This window comes from Plantibacter sp. ME-Dv--P-095, assembly GCF_030209365.1.
Classification (GTDB): domain Bacteria; phylum Actinomycetota; class Actinomycetes; order Actinomycetales; family Microbacteriaceae; genus Plantibacter.
Window position 1 is genome coordinate 113,294 of record NZ_JARVSB010000007.1, and the last position, 16,411, is coordinate 129,704.

17 protein-coding genes and 1 pseudogene are annotated in these 16,411 nt (G+C 68.1%); 12 read left to right on the plus strand and 6 right to left on the minus strand.

Going from position 1 to position 16,411, the window contains the following annotated elements:
* Positions 1-82 precede the first annotated feature (82 nt).
* Positions 83-328, plus strand: a pseudogene (locus QRN26_RS10495) (tyrosine-type recombinase/integrase); the annotation flags it as partial.
* Positions 329-547: 219 nt separating this feature from the next.
* Here the strand turns inward: QRN26_RS10495 and QRN26_RS10500 are convergent.
* The gene (locus QRN26_RS10500; RefSeq protein WP_285036586.1) at positions 548-1,222 is read right to left on the minus strand and encodes a DUF6338 family protein; all 675 of its coding nucleotides are present in this window, start codon (positions 1,220-1,222) and stop codon (positions 548-550) included.
* Positions 1,223-1,336: 114 nt separating this feature from the next.
* On the opposite strand from QRN26_RS10500, the gene QRN26_RS10505 reads away from it, so the two are divergent.
* The 9 genes from QRN26_RS10505 (at position 1,337) to QRN26_RS10545 (ending at position 7,442) form a co-directional block, all read left to right on the plus strand.
* Complete coding sequence (locus tag QRN26_RS10505) at positions 1,337-1,708, plus strand: TIR domain-containing protein (protein ID WP_285036587.1); 372 nt, start codon at positions 1,337-1,339, stop codon at positions 1,706-1,708.
* 3 nt (positions 1,709-1,711) lie between these two features.
* Entirely contained in the window at positions 1,712-2,695 is a 984-nt protein-coding gene (locus tag QRN26_RS10510; RefSeq protein WP_285036589.1) for a caspase family protein, read from the plus strand.
* Positions 2,695-3,006 (plus strand): hypothetical protein, encoded by a 312-nt coding sequence (locus tag QRN26_RS10515; RefSeq protein ID WP_285036592.1) that lies wholly within the window; start codon positions 2,695-2,697, stop codon positions 3,004-3,006. Before QRN26_RS10510 ends, QRN26_RS10515 begins: the two co-directional genes overlap by 1 nt.
* A 308-nt stretch (positions 3,007-3,314) precedes the next feature.
* Positions 3,315-4,280: a nuclear transport factor 2 family protein gene (locus tag QRN26_RS10520; protein WP_285036594.1), complete on the plus strand. Its 966-nt coding sequence runs from the start codon at positions 3,315-3,317 to the stop codon at positions 4,278-4,280.
* Positions 4,281-4,322: 42 nt separating this feature from the next.
* Entirely contained in the window at positions 4,323-4,925 is a 603-nt protein-coding gene (locus QRN26_RS10525) for a GNAT family N-acetyltransferase (RefSeq protein ID WP_285036597.1), read from the plus strand.
* A 9-nt stretch (positions 4,926-4,934) separates the two neighbouring features.
* Positions 4,935-5,189, plus strand: a complete 255-nt coding sequence (locus QRN26_RS10530; protein WP_285036600.1) for a DUF1653 domain-containing protein — start codon at positions 4,935-4,937, stop codon at positions 5,187-5,189.
* 17 nt (positions 5,190-5,206) lie between these two features.
* Positions 5,207-5,698: an SRPBCC family protein gene (locus tag QRN26_RS10535; RefSeq protein ID WP_285036602.1), complete on the plus strand. Its 492-nt coding sequence runs from the start codon at positions 5,207-5,209 to the stop codon at positions 5,696-5,698.
* Between the two features lie 50 nt (positions 5,699-5,748).
* Entirely contained in the window at positions 5,749-6,102 is a 354-nt protein-coding gene (locus QRN26_RS10540) for a DUF6804 family protein (RefSeq protein ID WP_056008389.1), read from the plus strand.
* A 56-nt stretch (positions 6,103-6,158) separates the two neighbouring features.
* Complete coding sequence (locus QRN26_RS10545) at positions 6,159-7,442, plus strand: FAD-binding protein (RefSeq protein WP_285036605.1); 1,284 nt, start codon at positions 6,159-6,161, stop codon at positions 7,440-7,442.
* A 199-nt stretch (positions 7,443-7,641) separates the two neighbouring features.
* Here the strand turns inward: QRN26_RS10545 and QRN26_RS10550 are convergent, their stop codons facing one another.
* The 4 genes from QRN26_RS10550 to QRN26_RS10565 all read right to left on the minus strand — a co-directional run bounded on the left by QRN26_RS10550 (position 7,642) and on the right by QRN26_RS10565 (position 10,474).
* The gene (locus QRN26_RS10550; RefSeq protein ID WP_285036608.1) at positions 7,642-8,304 is read right to left on the minus strand and encodes a pentapeptide repeat-containing protein; all 663 of its coding nucleotides are present in this window, start codon (positions 8,302-8,304) and stop codon (positions 7,642-7,644) included.
* Between the two features lie 76 nt (positions 8,305-8,380).
* Positions 8,381-8,686: a hypothetical protein gene (locus tag QRN26_RS10555; RefSeq protein ID WP_285036610.1), complete on the minus strand. Its 306-nt coding sequence runs from the start codon at positions 8,684-8,686 to the stop codon at positions 8,381-8,383.
* Between the two features lie 9 nt (positions 8,687-8,695).
* A complete protein-coding gene (locus QRN26_RS10560) occupies positions 8,696-8,947 on the minus strand; it encodes a putative acetyltransferase (RefSeq protein WP_285036613.1) in 252 nt (83 codons plus the stop codon).
* A 33-nt stretch (positions 8,948-8,980) separates the two neighbouring features.
* Positions 8,981-10,474 carry an SDR family NAD(P)-dependent oxidoreductase gene (locus QRN26_RS10565; RefSeq protein ID WP_056008374.1) on the minus strand — a complete coding sequence of 498 codons (1,494 nt, stop codon included), beginning with the start codon at positions 10,472-10,474 and terminating at the stop codon, positions 8,981-8,983.
* A 109-nt stretch (positions 10,475-10,583) separates the two neighbouring features.
* Here QRN26_RS10565 and QRN26_RS10570 point away from each other — a divergent pair, with 109 nt between their 5' ends.
* Both QRN26_RS10570 and QRN26_RS10575 read left to right on the plus strand, forming a co-directional pair.
* Positions 10,584-14,219 (plus strand): DEAD/DEAH box helicase, encoded by a 3,636-nt coding sequence (locus QRN26_RS10570; RefSeq protein WP_285036616.1) that lies wholly within the window; start codon positions 10,584-10,586, stop codon positions 14,217-14,219.
* Between the two features lie 65 nt (positions 14,220-14,284).
* On the plus strand, positions 14,285-16,021 hold the full coding sequence (locus QRN26_RS10575) for a cation:proton antiporter (protein WP_285036618.1): 1,737 nt from the start codon (positions 14,285-14,287) through the stop codon (positions 16,019-16,021).
* Positions 16,022-16,111: 90 nt separating this feature from the next.
* On the opposite strand, the gene QRN26_RS10580 is transcribed toward QRN26_RS10575, so the two are convergent.
* Positions 16,112-16,351 (minus strand): hypothetical protein, encoded by a 240-nt coding sequence (locus tag QRN26_RS10580; RefSeq protein ID WP_285036620.1) that lies wholly within the window; start codon positions 16,349-16,351, stop codon positions 16,112-16,114.
* Positions 16,352-16,411: the final 60 nt, after the last annotated feature.

Sequence of the window (16,411 nt, forward strand, 5' to 3'; positions counted from 1 at the left end):
ACAAAGCGCCGGACGATCGCGTATGGAGCGCAGATGATGGCAGGTTTCTGCGACCGGGCCATGCGTACAAGGGTGGTTTACGAGAGCGGTGAAGCGCTGCATGGACCTCGGCCCACACTTCCGCCGGATCACAACGCATGACCCTCGTCATACAGCTGCGTCGCTCGCAATCAGCGCGGGCGCCAACGTCAAGGTGGTGCAGCGCATGCTCGGGCACAAGTCCGCGAAAGTCACACTCGACACCTACGCCGCGTTATTCCCCGACGACCTGGGCAACGTCACCGATACGCTGAACCGCCAGCGTTCCGAGCAGGTTCGACCCAACTAGGCGGCGCCTAAGGGAGAATGTGTTGTCGACGAAGGCAAATAGTGGGTTGCGCCTGGCGAGGGAGACGCTGCTAATCCCTCGGTTGCTCCTGCGGGGGCTCGACCGGAACGCTTACACCCGATGGCGTGCTTGGAGCTCGAGCCGGGGCAGGGCGATTTCCCGTCGGCGCGGCGCCCTTCGTGACGGCTCCCTCACGGATTTCCCGCGGCTGCTGCTCGGTCATGTGTCAGTGTCCCCCTCAGGCTCGTTGATCCACTCGACTATGGACCCATCTGTGATGCTAAGCCACACGCCGCCCGTGTTGGGGATTCGATCACCGATGCTGCCATCCGCGGAGATCGTGAACTGTTCCTGAATGTAGATGTCACGAGGCTGCGGGTAAGTGGAAACGAAGCTCTTCCCGCTCATCCACCCAGCGACTCGTTCGCCGTTCGGAAGTCGGATTTTCACCCAGACGTCACTGTGTCGCGGCGCGACCTTGTCCCAGGCTGTGGGTGTGCTCTCGAAGGAGGAGCGTCTCCTGGGAATTTGGACCCAGCTTGGCCACCACCCCCACGCAGGCTTTGTCCAAGTCATGTCAGCATGCCAGGCGAATGCGATGCCAGCGGGGATTGCTAGGCCGAGCACGACCGTTGCAAATCCGAGGGAGCTCGGGTTGGCGATCAGTTCACCCTGCGGATCGTTGAGAATAGGAGCCAGTAGTGCCCCGAAGGCCCACAGATAGAGGGCATCGAGGATCACGCTGACCAGCACAGCGTCCAGTACTCGTGATGCCGCCGTCTGATCCGACCACTTGTAACCTCGAAGCCACGCACGAACTCCTGCGAAGACAATGCCAGGTACTACAAGCGCTACGAGCGCCAGAATGCCGAACATCGTGGTCGGGATGGCCAAGTTGCCCTCCAATGGGTTGACGTCCTGCGATCATCCTAGGGTTTGGCTGGCTAGCCGCATCGGGTGGCGATCTGTTACCTTGACCTGACGTCCAGTCCGACAAAGGAGCCCGAATTGGCTGACACGAAGACCATTTTTGTTGCATTTGCTATCGAGGACGAGTGGCAGCGCGATGCGCTGAAAGGCCAATCGCTCTCACCCAGGGCTCCGTATGAGTTCGTAGATATGTCAGTGAAGGAAGCCTACGACTCCGACTGGCAGGCGAAGGTGCGCACGCGTATCCGTCGGTCCGACGGAGTCATCGTCCTCGTGAGCAAGAATTCCTCTGCATCGACGGGGCAAAAGTGGGAGATTGCCTGTGCACGTGAGGAATCTAAGCCGGTGCTTGGCATTTGGGCCTATTCGAACGATCGCACAGTCATTGCGGGGGTCGCGACGAAGGTGTGGAGCGACCGGAACATCGTCGACTTCATAGACTCCCTCTGAGACATGAGGAAAGCTCTCGTTGTCGGTGTTGATTTCTACGAGCACATCGGATCGCTTCGGGGGTGTGTCAATGACGCCCATGATGTCGAGAGCACATTGGAACGCCATGCAGATGGGACTACTAACTTCACCAACCCACGTGTCCTCACTGCGACCGGTCCGGCGGCTGCTCTGAGTCGCGGCGACCTGAAGTCTGCCGTACGCGAACTCTTCGAGGACGATGCCGAGATTGCGTTGTTCTACTTCTCTGGGCACGGATATCTAGAGGACACTGGCGGATATTTGTGTACCAGCGATGCCTCGAGTGGCGACGACGGACTGGCGCTATCTGATGTCATGACGTTTGCGAACAGCTCTCCCGCCAAGAACAAGATCATAATTCTCGATAGTTGCCACAGCGGTTCGGCGGGATCGCCGCCAGGCGGTGCACCTGCTGGCATCCAAAATGGCGTCACCATTCTTGCGGCCTCGACGGCGGAACAGTACGCGCTCGAGGAGGATGGGTCTGGCGTTTTCACGAAACTCTTCGTGGACGCTTTGAACGGTGCGGCAGCGAATCTCGTTGGCGCCATCACGCCGGGCAGCGTCTATGCTCACATCGATCAGTCCCTGGGGCCGTGGCAGCAGCGACCGGTATTCAAGACGAATGTGAAAACTTTCGTTTCTCTCCGACAGGCGGCGCCCCCGATAGCGACAAGCGAGCTGCAGCAACTTGCCGCCCTGTTCCCCACTCCGGACTATCAGCTGCCACTCGATCCATCATTTGAGCCGGACCGGTCTGAAGAGCAGGCGCGCGATCCAGAAATCCCAGCACCTAATGCGGCCAATATGGCGGTGTTCAGGATTCTCCAGAACTATGTCAAGGTCAACCTTGTTCGAGCCGTCGGTGCTCCTCACATGTACTATGCAGCGATGAACAGAACGTCCTGCGAGCTGACCGTCCTGGGCGAACACTATTGGCGACTAGTGAAGGACGGACTCATCTGATGACGAGGGATCTTGAGGACTTTCTCGCCTCTGACGTTGCGCTGGAGGCTACGGCGGCCGCCGAGCATGATCGTTGGGTGCACTGGCAAAGCTACCTGCATGGGCAATGCGAGCTACTCGAGGACGGGAGCCTCCGCATTCCTGCACGGCTTGTTCAGCGTTGGAAGCGTCAGATCGAGACCACCTACCAAGACCTGGATGCGAGCGAGAAGGAAAGCGATCGCGAACAGGCGCAGGCTTATCTGGAGACCCTCCGGGCTTCCATCGACGGGTGGCTACATCGTTCTGGAGGGAATTCCTCCCCGAGCTGAACGTCGATTTTCATGGTGCAGTTTGGCGCATGATGAGGTGCGAAACGCTGTGAGTAGGTGTGTGTCGATGGGTCGTATTTCCGCCAATTCATAGGGTCTATCAGCCGTCGGGTGCTCACGCGAGCGATGTCCGTCTGGGTTCAAATCCCACCGGTACCGCCAGCAGAAGCCCCCTCCACCCGAGCAACACCGGGACGGAGGGGGCTTCTTCGTTGTCGCGTATCGCCATCGAACTGGAAGACACGGATTCTCAGCTACGCCCAGGGACGCCTCATCTGAGGCACAGCACCGCGTCGCACAGTGAAGTCATGACCAGATCACGTGCCGTCCTCGTTCCGCTCGTCCGCACCGCCGTCGTCCTCGCCGGCGTCTCGATGCTCGCCGGCTGCCAGGCCACCTCGGCGGCCACCGCCGACCCGTCGTCGTCCGCTTCGTCGGCGACGAACGGCCGCGACGACGGCGGCGCGATGGGCGACCGCGCGGATTCCAAGACCGAGCAGAAGAACCTCGCAGCCGTCCTCAAGCTGTACACGGACGCGTTCCCCGACCCCACGTCCTCGCAGGCGCAGGCGACCGCCGACAAGCTCATCGCCGCCGACGCCGTCGCACACGGTTCGGGGCAGAAGGCCGGGCCGGGCGGGCTGCTCAGCGAGTTCACCGCCGACCGGGGCCGCGTCCCCGGGGCACAGGCGGTCGTCAAGCACACGGCGGCCGATGGGGACCTCGTCGCCGTGCACTACCAGGTCGCCTCCGATCCGGCCGACGAGCGGACCGGTGAAGCAGCGGTCGACTTGTTCCGTCTGCGCGACGGCGCCGTGGTCGAACGTTGGTCCTTCGATCAGCCCATCGCCACTGGCACTCCGGCGAGCGGGAACACCAACACCATGTTCAGCGACCTCTACAAACCGGCGAAGCCCGCGGCCGCGCCGACCGAGGAGCAGGAGGAGCAGAACCGGACCTTCGCGGTGGACGCGTACAACACCCTCTTCCGTGACCAGGACGTCTCCATCCTCGACAAGGCGTTCGACCCCGCGTACCTGCAACACAACCCGGTTGCTCCGAACGGCACGGCGGCGCTCAAGTCGTTCTTCTCCGGATCCTCCAGCTTCCCGCCGCAGGAGTCGGTCATCTCGCTCAGCGACGGCGACATCGTCTGGACCTTCTCGCAGAGCGTCGGAGCGAAGTCGGGCGACCCGGTCCTCGCGGCGGACCTCTTCCGCGTCGACGACAAGCTCATCCGCGAGCACTGGGATGTGGTGCCGACCGCCGGCTGAGCCTGGCAGTGGGCGGGCGGCGCACCTACGATGGATGGCATCGTGACCACCCCACTCAACGACGTCACCATCCGCGCGTTCTCGCCCGCTGACGAGACAGGCTGGCTGCGCTGTCGTGTGCTCGCTTTCCTCTCCACGCAGTACTACGACGACGTCCGGCAACATCGTCCCCAGCTGTCGGAGCCGTCGTTCGGCCTCGTCGCCGTGGACACCGAGCAGCAGGTGGTGGGGCTGCTCGACGTCCGCGTCGACGGCGCGGAGGCGACGATCGACACCGTCGCCGTGCATCCGGACCACCAGGGCGAGGGCATCGCGACGAGACTCCTGGATGCTGCGCTTGCGCGACTGGGCGGCAGCGGCGTGAGCAGTCTCGACGCCTGGACCCGCGAAGACCCTGCTGCCAACGCGTGGTATCGACGGATGGGCTTCACCGAACGAGACCGTTACCTGCACGTCCACCTGTCCGACGGTGACGATGCCGACGGCTTTGTCACCCCGCCCGGCTTCAGCAGTCCTGTGTCGGCGTTCGTGCACGTCGGGATCGATCGTGAAGAGGAAGTCAGGTCCCGCTTCGCCCGCGTGTACGTGTGCAGGCAGTACCAGCGGGACCTGTGGGACCCTGACTCCACGACGCCCGCTGGCTAGAATCGCGGCATGAACGACGACACGACCAGCAGTTCCGACGACGGCGCGGACTTCGGCGTCGAACCCGGAATGTACCGGCACTTCAAGGGTGCGCTGTACGAGGTGATCGGCGTCGGGCGTCACAGCGAGACGGAGGAGCCGCACGTCTTCTATCGGACGACGACGACCCCGCCCACGTCGTGGGTGCGACCGCTCGCGATGTTCGTCGAACCCGTCTCACGCGACGGCTACGACGGCCCACGCTTCGCCCGCGTCAGCGACTGAACGAGGAGGATCACCGCATGGACGAGACTTCCGATCCGCAACCCGAACCCGCCGACGCTCGAGACCTCCTGGTGGAGCGGGTCATCCGTGCGCCGCGGTCCGTCGTCTGGGCGGCCTGGACCGACGCGGCGACGCTCGGCCGTTGGTGGGTGCCCGCGCCGTCCGTCTGCCGGGTCCTCGACCTCGAGCTGTGGCCCGGCGGGTCGTTCCGCACGGATTTCAGCGAGGACGGGGAGGCGTTCGTCCCGCAGATCACCGGCTGTGTCCTCGAGGTCGTCCCCGAGCAGCGTCTCGTGTGGACGACGGCTCTCGTCGCCGGATGGCGGCCTGCCGAGGACCCGTTCATCACGACCGTGATCGAGATGGAGGATCACCCCGACGGCACCCGGTACCGGGCGACCGCGCTCCACAGCGGTATCGCGCAGCGCGACCAGCACCTGGAGCTCGGATTCCATGCCGGGTGGGGGATCGTCACCGAGCAACTCGCCGCACTCGTCGAGGAGGCGTGAGCGGCTCGGACCGACGGTCGACACCACGTCCCTCCGCGTAAACTCGGGGGATGCCGAGTCCGACCCCTGCACCTGCACCCTTCGCCCTCCGTCCGGCGCTCATCCCGGGCATCCTGGGTGCGGTCGCGCTGATGCTCGGACTCGCGCTGCTCGAACTCGACGCGTTCACGATCGTCCGGTTCGTCGTGAGCATCCTCGCGCTCATCATGGCCGTGTTCGCCTGGCAGGCGAAGCAGCCGCTCTGGATGATCCCGACGCTGCTCGTGGCGATCGTCTGGAACCCCGTCATCCCGTTCCCGTTCAGCGGCATCCCCTGGGTCATCGCCCAGTTCCTCGGCGGTGTGGTCCTCGTCGCCGTCGGCATCCTCCTCGAGAACAAGCACGCCACCCCACCCGCCACCTGAGCGGAAATGTTTCGGGAACGCCTGCGGGTCGTCCCCGCTCTGGCAAGCTTGCGCTCATGACGCTTGAACGCAACTGGGCCGGCACACACACCTTCGCAGCGCCGCGGATCGTGAACGCCACGTCGATCGACGAGGTCCGCACCCTGGTGGCGGACGCGGCCCGAGACGGCACGCGCGTCCGCGCCCTCGGCACCCGCCACTCCTTCACCGACCTGGCCGACTCCGACGGCACACTCATCACCGTGCTCGACATCCCCGCCGACCCGGTGTTCGACGAAGCGGCCGGTTCCGTCACGATCGGGGCCGGGACCCGCTACGGCATCGCCGCCGCCTGGCTCGCCGAACACGGCCTCGCCTTCCACAACATGGGGTCGCTCCCGCACATCTCCATCGGCGGCGCGATCGCGACCGGCACCCACGGCTCCGGCAACGACAACGGCATCCTCTCCTCAGCCGTGAGCGGCCTCGAATACGTCGACGCCACCGGCGATCTCGTCCACGTCCGTCGCGGAGACCCTGGGTTCGACGGACTCGTCATCGGTCTCGGGGCGTACGGCATCGTCGTCCGCGTCACCGTCGACGTGCAGCCCGCCTACCGGGTGCGCCAGGACGTCTATCGCGACGTCCCGTGGGACGCGGTCCTCGCCGACTTCGAGGGCGTCACCGGTGGCGCCTACAGCGTCAGCATCTTCACGAACTGGCTCGGCGACACCATCGAGCAGATCTGGTGGAAGACCCGGCTGGTCGCCGGTGACGACGAGCTGCCCGTGGTCCCGGAGTCATGGCTCGGCGTGCAGCGGGACGCTCTGACCGCCGGCAACCTCGTCGAGACGGACCCCGACAACCTCACGCTGCAAGGCGGGGTGCCCGGCGACTGGTGGGAGCGGCTGCCGCACTTCCGACTCGAGTCGACACCGAGCAACGGCGACGAGATCCAAACCGAGTACTTCATCGACCGCGCCGACGGTCCCGCGGCGATCACGGCGCTGCGTGCCATCGGCGGCCGCATCGCCCCGCTGCTCCTCGTGACCGAACTGCGCACAGCCGCGCCCGACAAGCTGTGGCTGAGTGGTGCCTACCATCGCGAGATGCTCGCCGTGCACTTCACCTGGCGCAACCTGCCAGAGGAGGTGCGGGCCGTGCTGCCCGCGATCGAGGAGGCACTCGCGCCCTTCGGCGCCCGACCGCACTGGGGCAAGCTCAACCTCCTGACCGCTGAACGGATCGCCGAGGTCACGCCGCGGCTCGCCGACGCCCGGGACCTGTTCGAGCGGTTGGATCCCGCCGGCACCTTCACGAACGCGCACCTGGAGCGCATCGGGGTCCGCCTGCCCCGGTAGCCGGTGCTGATGGGCCGGGTGTCAGCGCGGTGCGGCGGCGTGAGCGCGGGTCATCGGGTGTCAGCGCGATGCGCTGACGCGAGCGCGGGGGACCCGGCGTGGGCGCGAGGCACGCGCGTGAGCGCGGGTCTCCGGAGACCCGCGCTCACGCGACAGACCCGCGGTGACGTCAGCGCACCGCGCTGGCGCACCGGGGAGGTCAGTCCTCGACTCGGATGCCGAACTGCTCGGCGAACATCGCGGCGAGCTCGCCCACCTGGAACGGCGTCATCGTCGCGCCCCGGAGATGCTCGACCCCGGCGATCCGCCGCAGCTCGAGCGTGCGGAGGTCGACGTCGGCGAGCTTGGCCCGGGTGACGTCGAGGCTGTTCAGCGTGCAGTCGACGAACCGGACCCGGGTGGCCGTCGTATCCGCGAGGTCGAGCTCGTCGATGGTGCAGCCCTCGAAGAGGACGTCCTGCAGCACCGCGCCGCGCAGGTTGACGAAGCCGAGCTTGCACCCGCTGACGCGCACGGACTGCCAGTTCGCGTCGTAGCAGTCCGCCGACCCGACCCGCGAGCCGTCGAGCTCCACATCGCGCAGCCGACTCCTCGGAGCCAACAGGATGGGCGCGTCCCAGCGCGCGAGTCGGGTGTCGAGGAACGACGCCGCACGGAAGTCCGTCTGATCGGCGGTGATCCCCGAGAGCGACGACTCCGAGATCGTGATGCCCGAGAGATCGCGGTGCGACAGGTCGAGGTCGGCGAACCGCAGCCCTTCGACGGCGTCGTGCGCCTCCAGGTCGCGTTCCTCGCCGTCCGTCAGCCCGATGAGCCGGACCGGGTCGAGTCGTGGTGCGGTCGTTCCGGTGCGTTTCGCCATGTCGTGCTCCGATGCTGATGCCTGAGGGTCGCGGAACAGCCTAGGTGCGGCCACCGACGCCCCTCGGGGTGATCGCTCAGCTCCGTGTGAACCGACCCGGCAGGAACGGGAGCAGGGGAGCGCGGTAGACGAGCGAGGTGTCGACCCCCGCGGTCAGGGTGGTGCCGGCGGCTCCGTACCGCCACAGCCGGTTGAAGAGGAAGACCTCGAACGACACCTCGGCACCGGTGATCCGCCAGCTGCCCGTGCCCCACTGCGCCGGTTGCCCGCGGCCGTCGAACACCACGGTCGGACGCTGCAGCGCGCCGTACCAGGGGCGACGGAGCGTGACCTCGATCCGGTCCTGCGCCGGCACGGTGTCCTCGGAAGCCTCGGTGCTCATCCGCTCAGCCTAGGGCGAGCGGCGACGTCCGCGAGGCGCCGGTGCGGGAGGGACGGCCTTCGCCGCGACGACCTCGGCGTCCGAGACGGTGACCGGTCCGCGTCTGGTCTCGATCGTGCTGCTCGCGGTCGTCCGCTCGACGAGTTCACCGAGTGCGTCGGTCGCCCCCGCCTCCGAGCCCTCGGGCAGCCGGTAGCGGACGACGACGCGGGTGCCGAGCGGTGCGTCGCGGAGGAACCGGACGGCGGCCGGACCGATCATCGCGTGGCCTCCGACCAGACGCTCACCTGGAACTCACCAGGAGCTGGGGCGGTAGTCCTTGAGGAAGACGCCGAAGAGGTGCTCGCCGGCCTCGCCGCGGACGATCGGGTCGTAGACGCGGGCCGCGCCGTCGACGAGGTCGAGCGGGGCGTGGAAGCCCTCCTCGGCCAGCCGGACCTTGGTGGGGTGCGGTCGCTCGTCGGTGATCCAGCCGGTGTCGACGCTCGTCATGAGGATCCCGTCGGTCTCGAACATCTCACGTGCGCTCGTGCGGGTGAGCATGTTGAGCGCCGCCTTCGCCATGTTCGTGTGCGGGTGGCCTGGGCCTTTGTAGCCGCGACCGAAGACACCCTCCATCGCGGAGACGTTCACCACGTAGGTGTGGTCGAAGTCCGAGGCCGCCATCGACGCACGGAGACGACTGATGAGGATGAACGGGGCGGTGGCGTTCGCGAGCTGGACCTCGAGCATCTCGATCGGCTCCACCTGGTCGACGTTCTGCACCCAGCTGTTGCTGTGGTCGACGTCGGGCACGAGTCCGCCCGCGTCGATCGCGGTCCCGGCGGCGAGCCGCTCGAGCGACGACGAACCGGCGGTCATGGCGGCCTCGGTGAGGGCGTCCGCCTTCGCCGCGGCGGCAGCGAGGATCGGGTGCGCGGAGACGGACGCCGCGAGCGACAAGGGGTGCGCGTCGTTCGTGTGGCCGAAGGTGACGAGCTCGGGCAGCGGGCCGTCGGGCAGCGGCGCGAGCTCCGCGTCGACGAGCGGCTGGTAGGCGCCCTTCGTGCGGCGCACCGTCTGGGCGGCGTTGTTGATGAGGATGTCGAGTGGCCCCTGCTCGGCGACGGAGTCCGCGAGCGCGATGACCTGGGCCGGGTCGCGGAGGTCGATGCCGACGACGCGCAGGCGGTGCAACCAGTCGCCGCTGTCGGGGAGGGCGCTGAAGCGGCGGACGGCGTCGCGCGGGAAGCGGGTCGTGATCGTCGTGTGCGCACCGTCGCGGAGGAGCCGCAGCGCGATGTACATGCCGATCTTGGCGCGACCACCGGTGAGGAGGGCGCGCTTCCCGGTGAGGTCGGTGCGGGCGTCGCGCTTCGCGTGGCTCATGGCGGCGCACTGCGGGCAGAGCTGGTGGTAGAACGCGTCGACCGTCGTGTAAGGCTGCTTGCAGATGTAGCAATTGCGCGGCACGAGGAGCTCGCCGGCCGTCGGCGCGGTGGTCGTGGTCGCGAGCGGGATGCCCCGCGTCTCGTCGTCGATGCGGTCTGGCGCACCGGTCGCGGTCGCGGCGATCACCGCTCGGTCGGCGTCCGCGATCCGGGCGCGGCGGTCGAGACGGCGTTCCTTCTTGACGGCCTTGAACATCTTGGCGGTGGCACGACGGACCTGGAGGTAGTCGGGGTGCTCCTCGTCCATCGTCGCCATGTGCTGGAGGACGCGGAGGGTGACCTCGAGATCGGTGGGATCGATGCCCGCGTCGTCGCCGGTCGTGGGGCTCGTCGGCTCGTCGTGGGGGAGGGAGGTCATTGCTTCATTCTACGAGCCGAGCGCGCCTCACCGGGCCGCTGGCGAGCGCCGCCGTCACCAGGTCCAGGGGACGGAGGGCGGTGTCCGGCGTGCGTGAGACCATGGGGCGGTGACCCCCGATCCCGCACCACTCGTCGACGTGGCCGACCTCGTCAGACTCGTCGGACGGGTGGCGTTCGATCGCGGACGCGGATACGCGAGAGACGGCCGCGTGACGTCGGTGGACTGGAACGCGGACAAGCGCCGGGTCCACGGGATCGTCGAAGGGTCGACCGACATCCCCTACGCGTGCATCGTCGACCTCGGAGACGACTCGGGCGGGATCGCACGCATCGAAGGCAGCGCCTGTTCGTGCCCCCTGCGCGGTGACTGCAAGCACATCGTCGCCACCCTGCTCCAGAGCAACGCGGCGCACCTCCGTGCGGAAGGCCGCTCCGACCGGTGGGTGGCCCCACAACGGCCACCTGCGGAGCGGGAGGCGTCCTGGCGTTCCGACCGGCGGTGGACCGCGCCGATCAACGACCCCGATCTCGACGAGCCGGCCGAGCATCGTCCGATGTACGCGGACGACGAGCTCGAGGCCCTGCCCGAGGCGTGGCGTCCCGCGGCCGGCCAGCGCCCGGCGCGATGGGCGCCGAGTCCACCGACACCCCCGGAACCACCCACCTGGCGCAACCGCCTCGACTCCCTCACGGGCGAGGGCGGTCGCGCCGTCGCACCCACCGCGATGGGCCTGCAGTTCGAGGTCCGGGAGGGCATCCCGCGCACGGCCGAACGCTGGCGCGGCCCGACGTCCCGCACCGCCGACGGCCCGCCCGACCCACGGCACCCGCGCCGCATCGCCGTCCGACCGGTCGTCCGGAAGGCCGGGGGCGGCTTCGTCAAGTCGACGATCTCCTGGACGTCGTTCACACACCAGGGCCACCGCCTGGCGCTCGACCCGGCGCACCAGCAGTGGTTCACCCAGTTCCAGGCGCTCCTGCGCGCCACCCGTCCGCCGGCCGGGGCGTTCGCCGGAGCGGGCGACGCGGACTGGCTCGTCATCGACGACTTCGGCAGCCCGGTCCTCTGGCACCTGCTCGAGGAGGCGGCACAGCTCGGCATCGAACTCGTCGGCACGCGCAAGGGCACGGTCGCCCTCGGTGCCGCCGCCGCCATCCGGCTGGACGCCGCGCACGCCGAGGGTGGAGTCGTCCTCCGTCCGGTCGTGACGATCGACGGCACGGACGTCGACGCCTCGACGAGCGGCGCCATCGGCGACCACGGCCTGTACCACTACGTCCTGGAGCCGCGGCAGGCGATCGTCCTCGCGCCACTCGCGGAACCGTCGTCCGACGAAGCGCGTGGGTTGCTCGGCCCGGGCGAGCCCGTCCTCGTGCCAGCGGCCGAGGTGCCGGAGTTCCTGGAGCACTACGTGCCCCGACTCCGCCGGACGATCGCGCTCAGCTCGACCGACGGCGCGGTCGTGCTCCCGGAGATCGTGCCGCCCGTGCTCGTGCTCACCGCCTCCTTCGAGCCGAAGCAGTCCCTCCGGCTCGCTTGGGCCTGGCAGTACGCGCCGGCACAACGCGTCCCGATCGGTGGGACGTCCACGGCGCTCGCCGCGGGCCGTTCGCTCCCGACGACGGTCGCCGACGCCGGTTCCGCGTCGTCCGGTTCCGGTTCGTCCGGTTCCGGGAACGGCGGGGACGTCCTCCGCGACGAGCGGGCCGAACGGCTGATCCTCGAACGCGTCGGTGCCGCCCTCGCCGCAGCTGCTGAGCCGGAGCGACGGGCGATCACCGCGGGAGCGCTTGACGAGCTCATCACGCCGAGCATCTGGCCGCCCCGAGCGCAGCAGCTGAAGGAGTTCGACGCGGCGCTCGTCACCGAACGGGCCATCCCGGTACTCGAGTCGCTCGACGACGTCCTCGTCGAGATCATCGGTGAACGGCCCGAGTACACCGAGCTCACCGGGACGCCGCACATCTCGGTCACCACCGTGGAGACCGAGCAGCGCGACTGGTTCGACCTCGGGATCGTCATCCACATCGGCGACTACAGCATCCCCTTCGAGCCCCTCTTCAAAGCGCTGTCGAAGGGCCGCACGAAACTGCTCATGGTCGACCACACCTACCTCTCGCTCGAACACCCCGCGTTCGACCGCCTACGCGAGCTGCTCACGGAGGCTGCGGCGCTCACCGAATGGGAGACGAAACCGAGCATCAGCCGCTACCAGGCGAGCCTCTGGGCCGACTTCGAGGACCTCGCCGACGAGACCGAGCAGGCCGTCTCCTGGCGTGAGGCCGCCGCCGGACTGAACGCCATCGACACCGTTCCGGACACCCCGCTGCCGGCCGGGCTGCAGGCGGAGCTCCGCCCCTACCAACTCGACGGGTTCCGCTGGCTCGCGTTCCTCTGGGAGCACGGCCTCGGCGGCATCCTCGCCGACGACATGGGCCTCGGCAAGACGCTGCAGACCCTCGCCCTCATCGCCCATGCCCGCGAGACGACCGGTGCTCCCACGCCGCCGTTCCTCGTGGTCGCGCCCACCTCGGTCGTGTCCAACTGGGTCGCCGAAGCCGCCCGATTCGTCCCTGGGCTCGTCGTCCGCAGCATCACCGCGACGCAGGCGAAGGGCAGCGCCTCAATCGCGGAACTCGCCGCCGGGGCCGACGTCGTGGTCACCAGCTACGCGCTGTTCCGGCTCGACGCCTCGGCGTACCAGGCGAGCGACTGGTCGGGGCTCATCCTCGACGAGGCCCAGTTCGTCAAGAACCATCGCGCCAAGCTGCACGACTGCGCAGTCGAGCTCCGTGCGCCGTTCAAGCTCGCCATCACGGGCACGCCGATCGAGAACACCCTCATGGAGCTGTGGTCGCTGTTGTCGATCGTCGCGCCGGGCCTCTTCGCCTCCGCTTCACGGTTCACGGAGCACTACGTCAAGCCGATCGGCAAGGGGCTCGACTCGAGCCGTCTCCAGACGCTCCGACGACGCATCCGTCCGCTGCTCATGCGCCGGACGAAGGAGCTGGTGGCGCCGGAACTCCCGCCGAAGCAGGAACAGGTGCTCCGCATCGAACTCGCACCGGCGCACCGGAAGCTCTACGACCTCGTGCTGCAACGGGAACGACAGAAACTCCTCGGCCTCGTCGACGACCTCGACCGCAACCGCTTCATCGTGTTCCGGTCGCTCACCCTGTTGCGCATGCTGAGCCTCGATGCGAGCCTCATCGACGCCGAAGAGCACGCGGGCATCCCGTCGAGCAAGCTCGACGCCCTCCTCGAGCAGCTCGACGACATCGTCGCCGAGGGGCACCGCGCGCTCATCTTCAGCCAGTTCACGTCGTTCCTCGGCAACGCCGCCCGCCGGCTCGAGGAGCAGGGCATCGCCTACGAGTACCTCGACGGGTCCACGCGGCGCCGCGGCGAGGTCATCGACCGGTTCCGTGAGGGGGATGCGCCGGTCTTCCTGATCAGTCTGAAGGCGGGTGGCTTCGGTCTGAACCTGACCGAGGCGGACTACGTCTTCCTCCTCGACCCCTGGTGGAACCCGGCGGCCGAGGCGCAGGCCATCGACCGCACGCACCGTATCGGCCAGCAGCAGAACGTCATGGTCTACCGGCTGGTCGCCGCCGACACGATCGAGGAGAAGGTCATGGCGCTCCAGGCGAAGAAGTCGGAGTTGTTCGCCGCCGTCCTCGACGACGACGCGGTGTTCAGCCAGGCGCTCACCGCAGAGGACATCAGAGGCCTCCTGGAGTGATCCCCGGCAGCCGACCGACGGTTGCCAGGAGTGCCGCGGGCGCCTCGGGCGATAGCCTGGCCGGTATGGAACTCGGGGTGTATGCAGTCGTCGGCATCGCCGTGATCGTGGCCGTCGCGGCCTTCTCCCGCAAGCTCGGGGTCGCCGCGCCCATCATCCTCGTGATCGTCGGCGTCGGCCTCTCCTATCTCCCCGGTGTGCCGGAGATCGAGGTCGAGCCGGAGCTCGTGCTCGACGTCGTCCTCCCGCCGATCCTCTACGCCGCGGCGATCAGCGTGCCGATCATGGACTTCCGCCGCAACCTCGCGACGATCACGAGCCTGTCCGTGGTCCTCGTGATCGTCACCGCGTTCGGCGCCGGGTTCCTGCTCTTCAGTCTGCTGCCCGACCTCAACCTCGCTGCCGCCATCGCCCTCGGTGCGATCATCAGTCCGCCCGACGCCGTGGCGGCGACGTCCATCGGGCGCCGACTCGGGCTCCCGCCCCGGCTGCTGACGGTCCTCGAGGGGGAGGGCCTCGTGAACGACGCGACCGCGCTCGTGCTGCTGCGCTCGGCCAGCGCGGCAGCGGCCGGTGGCCTGCTCACGCCGTGGGCGACCGTCGGCGACTTCCTCTACGCCGTCGTGCTCGCGATCATCGTCGGGTTCATCGCGGGGTATGCGACGGTCTGGCTGCGGTCGAAGCTCAACGACTCGGTCCTCGACACCGCGATCTCGATCGCCGTCCCGTTCGTGGCGTTCATGCCGACGGAGGCGCTCGGCGGTTCCGGCGTGCTCGCGGTCGTCGTCGCCGGCCTCTACACCGGGCATGCGAGTTCGGCCGCGTTCTCGGCGCAGGCGCGGATCAGCGACCGCATCAACTGGCGGACCATCCAGTTCCTCCTGGAGAACGCGGTCTTCCTGCTCATCGGACTCGAGATCCGCACCCTCATCGGTGCCGTCGACGCCGAGATCCTGTCGGTCGAGGAGTCCATCGGGATCGGCCTGGTGGCGACGGCCGCACTCATCGCGCTGCGGTTCCTCTGGGTCGGCCCACTCGTCCTCGGACTCCGCGCACGGGAACGTTGGGCGGAACGCCAGACGCTGCAACGGTGGCTGTCGATGGGATACTCGGAACGGTTCCCGAGACAGAACCGTCGATGGCATCGTCGACGCCGCCGCGAGCGGGCCTACGAGCGCCAGCGCGCCGACCTCGAGCAGCTGCGGCAGGAACAGATCGACTGGCGCGGTGGGGTCATCCTCAGCTGGTCGGGGATGCGTGGTGTGGTGACCCTCGCCGCCGCACAGTCGCTCCCGGAGAACACGCCGTACCGCGAGCAGCTCGTCCTCATCGCGTTCACGGTCGCCGTGGTGACGCTCGTCGTCCAAGGCGGCACCCTGCCCTGGCTCATCCGACTGCTGCGGGTGCAGGGGATCGACGAGTCGGAGGATCGCCGCCAGCTCGCGACCCTGCTCGACGAGATCAGCTACGCGGGCATCAGTGTGCTGGAGGATCCGGCGTCCGCGGTGGGCATCGAGGAGGACATCGACCCCGACCTGCTCGAACGGGTCCGGCAGTCGACCTTCCTCCGGGCCGAGGCGGCCTGGGAGCGCTCGCGGGAGTCGGTCTCACCGAGCGAGACGCATGCCGAGACTCCGCACCGGCTCTATCGGCAGTTGCGGCTCGCCGTCGTGCAGGCCGAACGCGAGCGGCTGCTCGACGCCCGGGCGCGCGGTGCGTACCCGTCGCGGATCCTCGCGGAGGCACAGACCATGCTCGACATCGAGGAGACCCGGCTGCGCCCGCCGCGCGCCGACCACTAGGGCAGCTCGACCGTTCTCAGGAGTCCTCCGGCGCGCCGCCCAGGAAACGGACCGACGCGCCGGCGAACTCCTGAGTACGGGTCGTTGCGGTCAGGAACTCGGGCCGGGGTTGGTGACGTCCGCGACACGCTCCGCCTCGCGCTCGGCGGCGGCGTCGCGTTCGGTCTCCGAACCGGGGTTCGTGATGTCTGCCTCACCGCTCGCCGCGGGGTCGTCAGCTTGGACGTCCGGGCCGGGGTTCGTCGTCGACGCCACGCGCTCGGCCGCCGTGTCGTCGACGGCCTCGTCGTGCGGACCCGGGTTGTTGATGTCGGCGTTCTGGTCACTCATGGGGTGCTCCTTCCGAGATCCGCCTGGGACGGACTCTGTCTCGCGCGTCGTCGCGCTGAT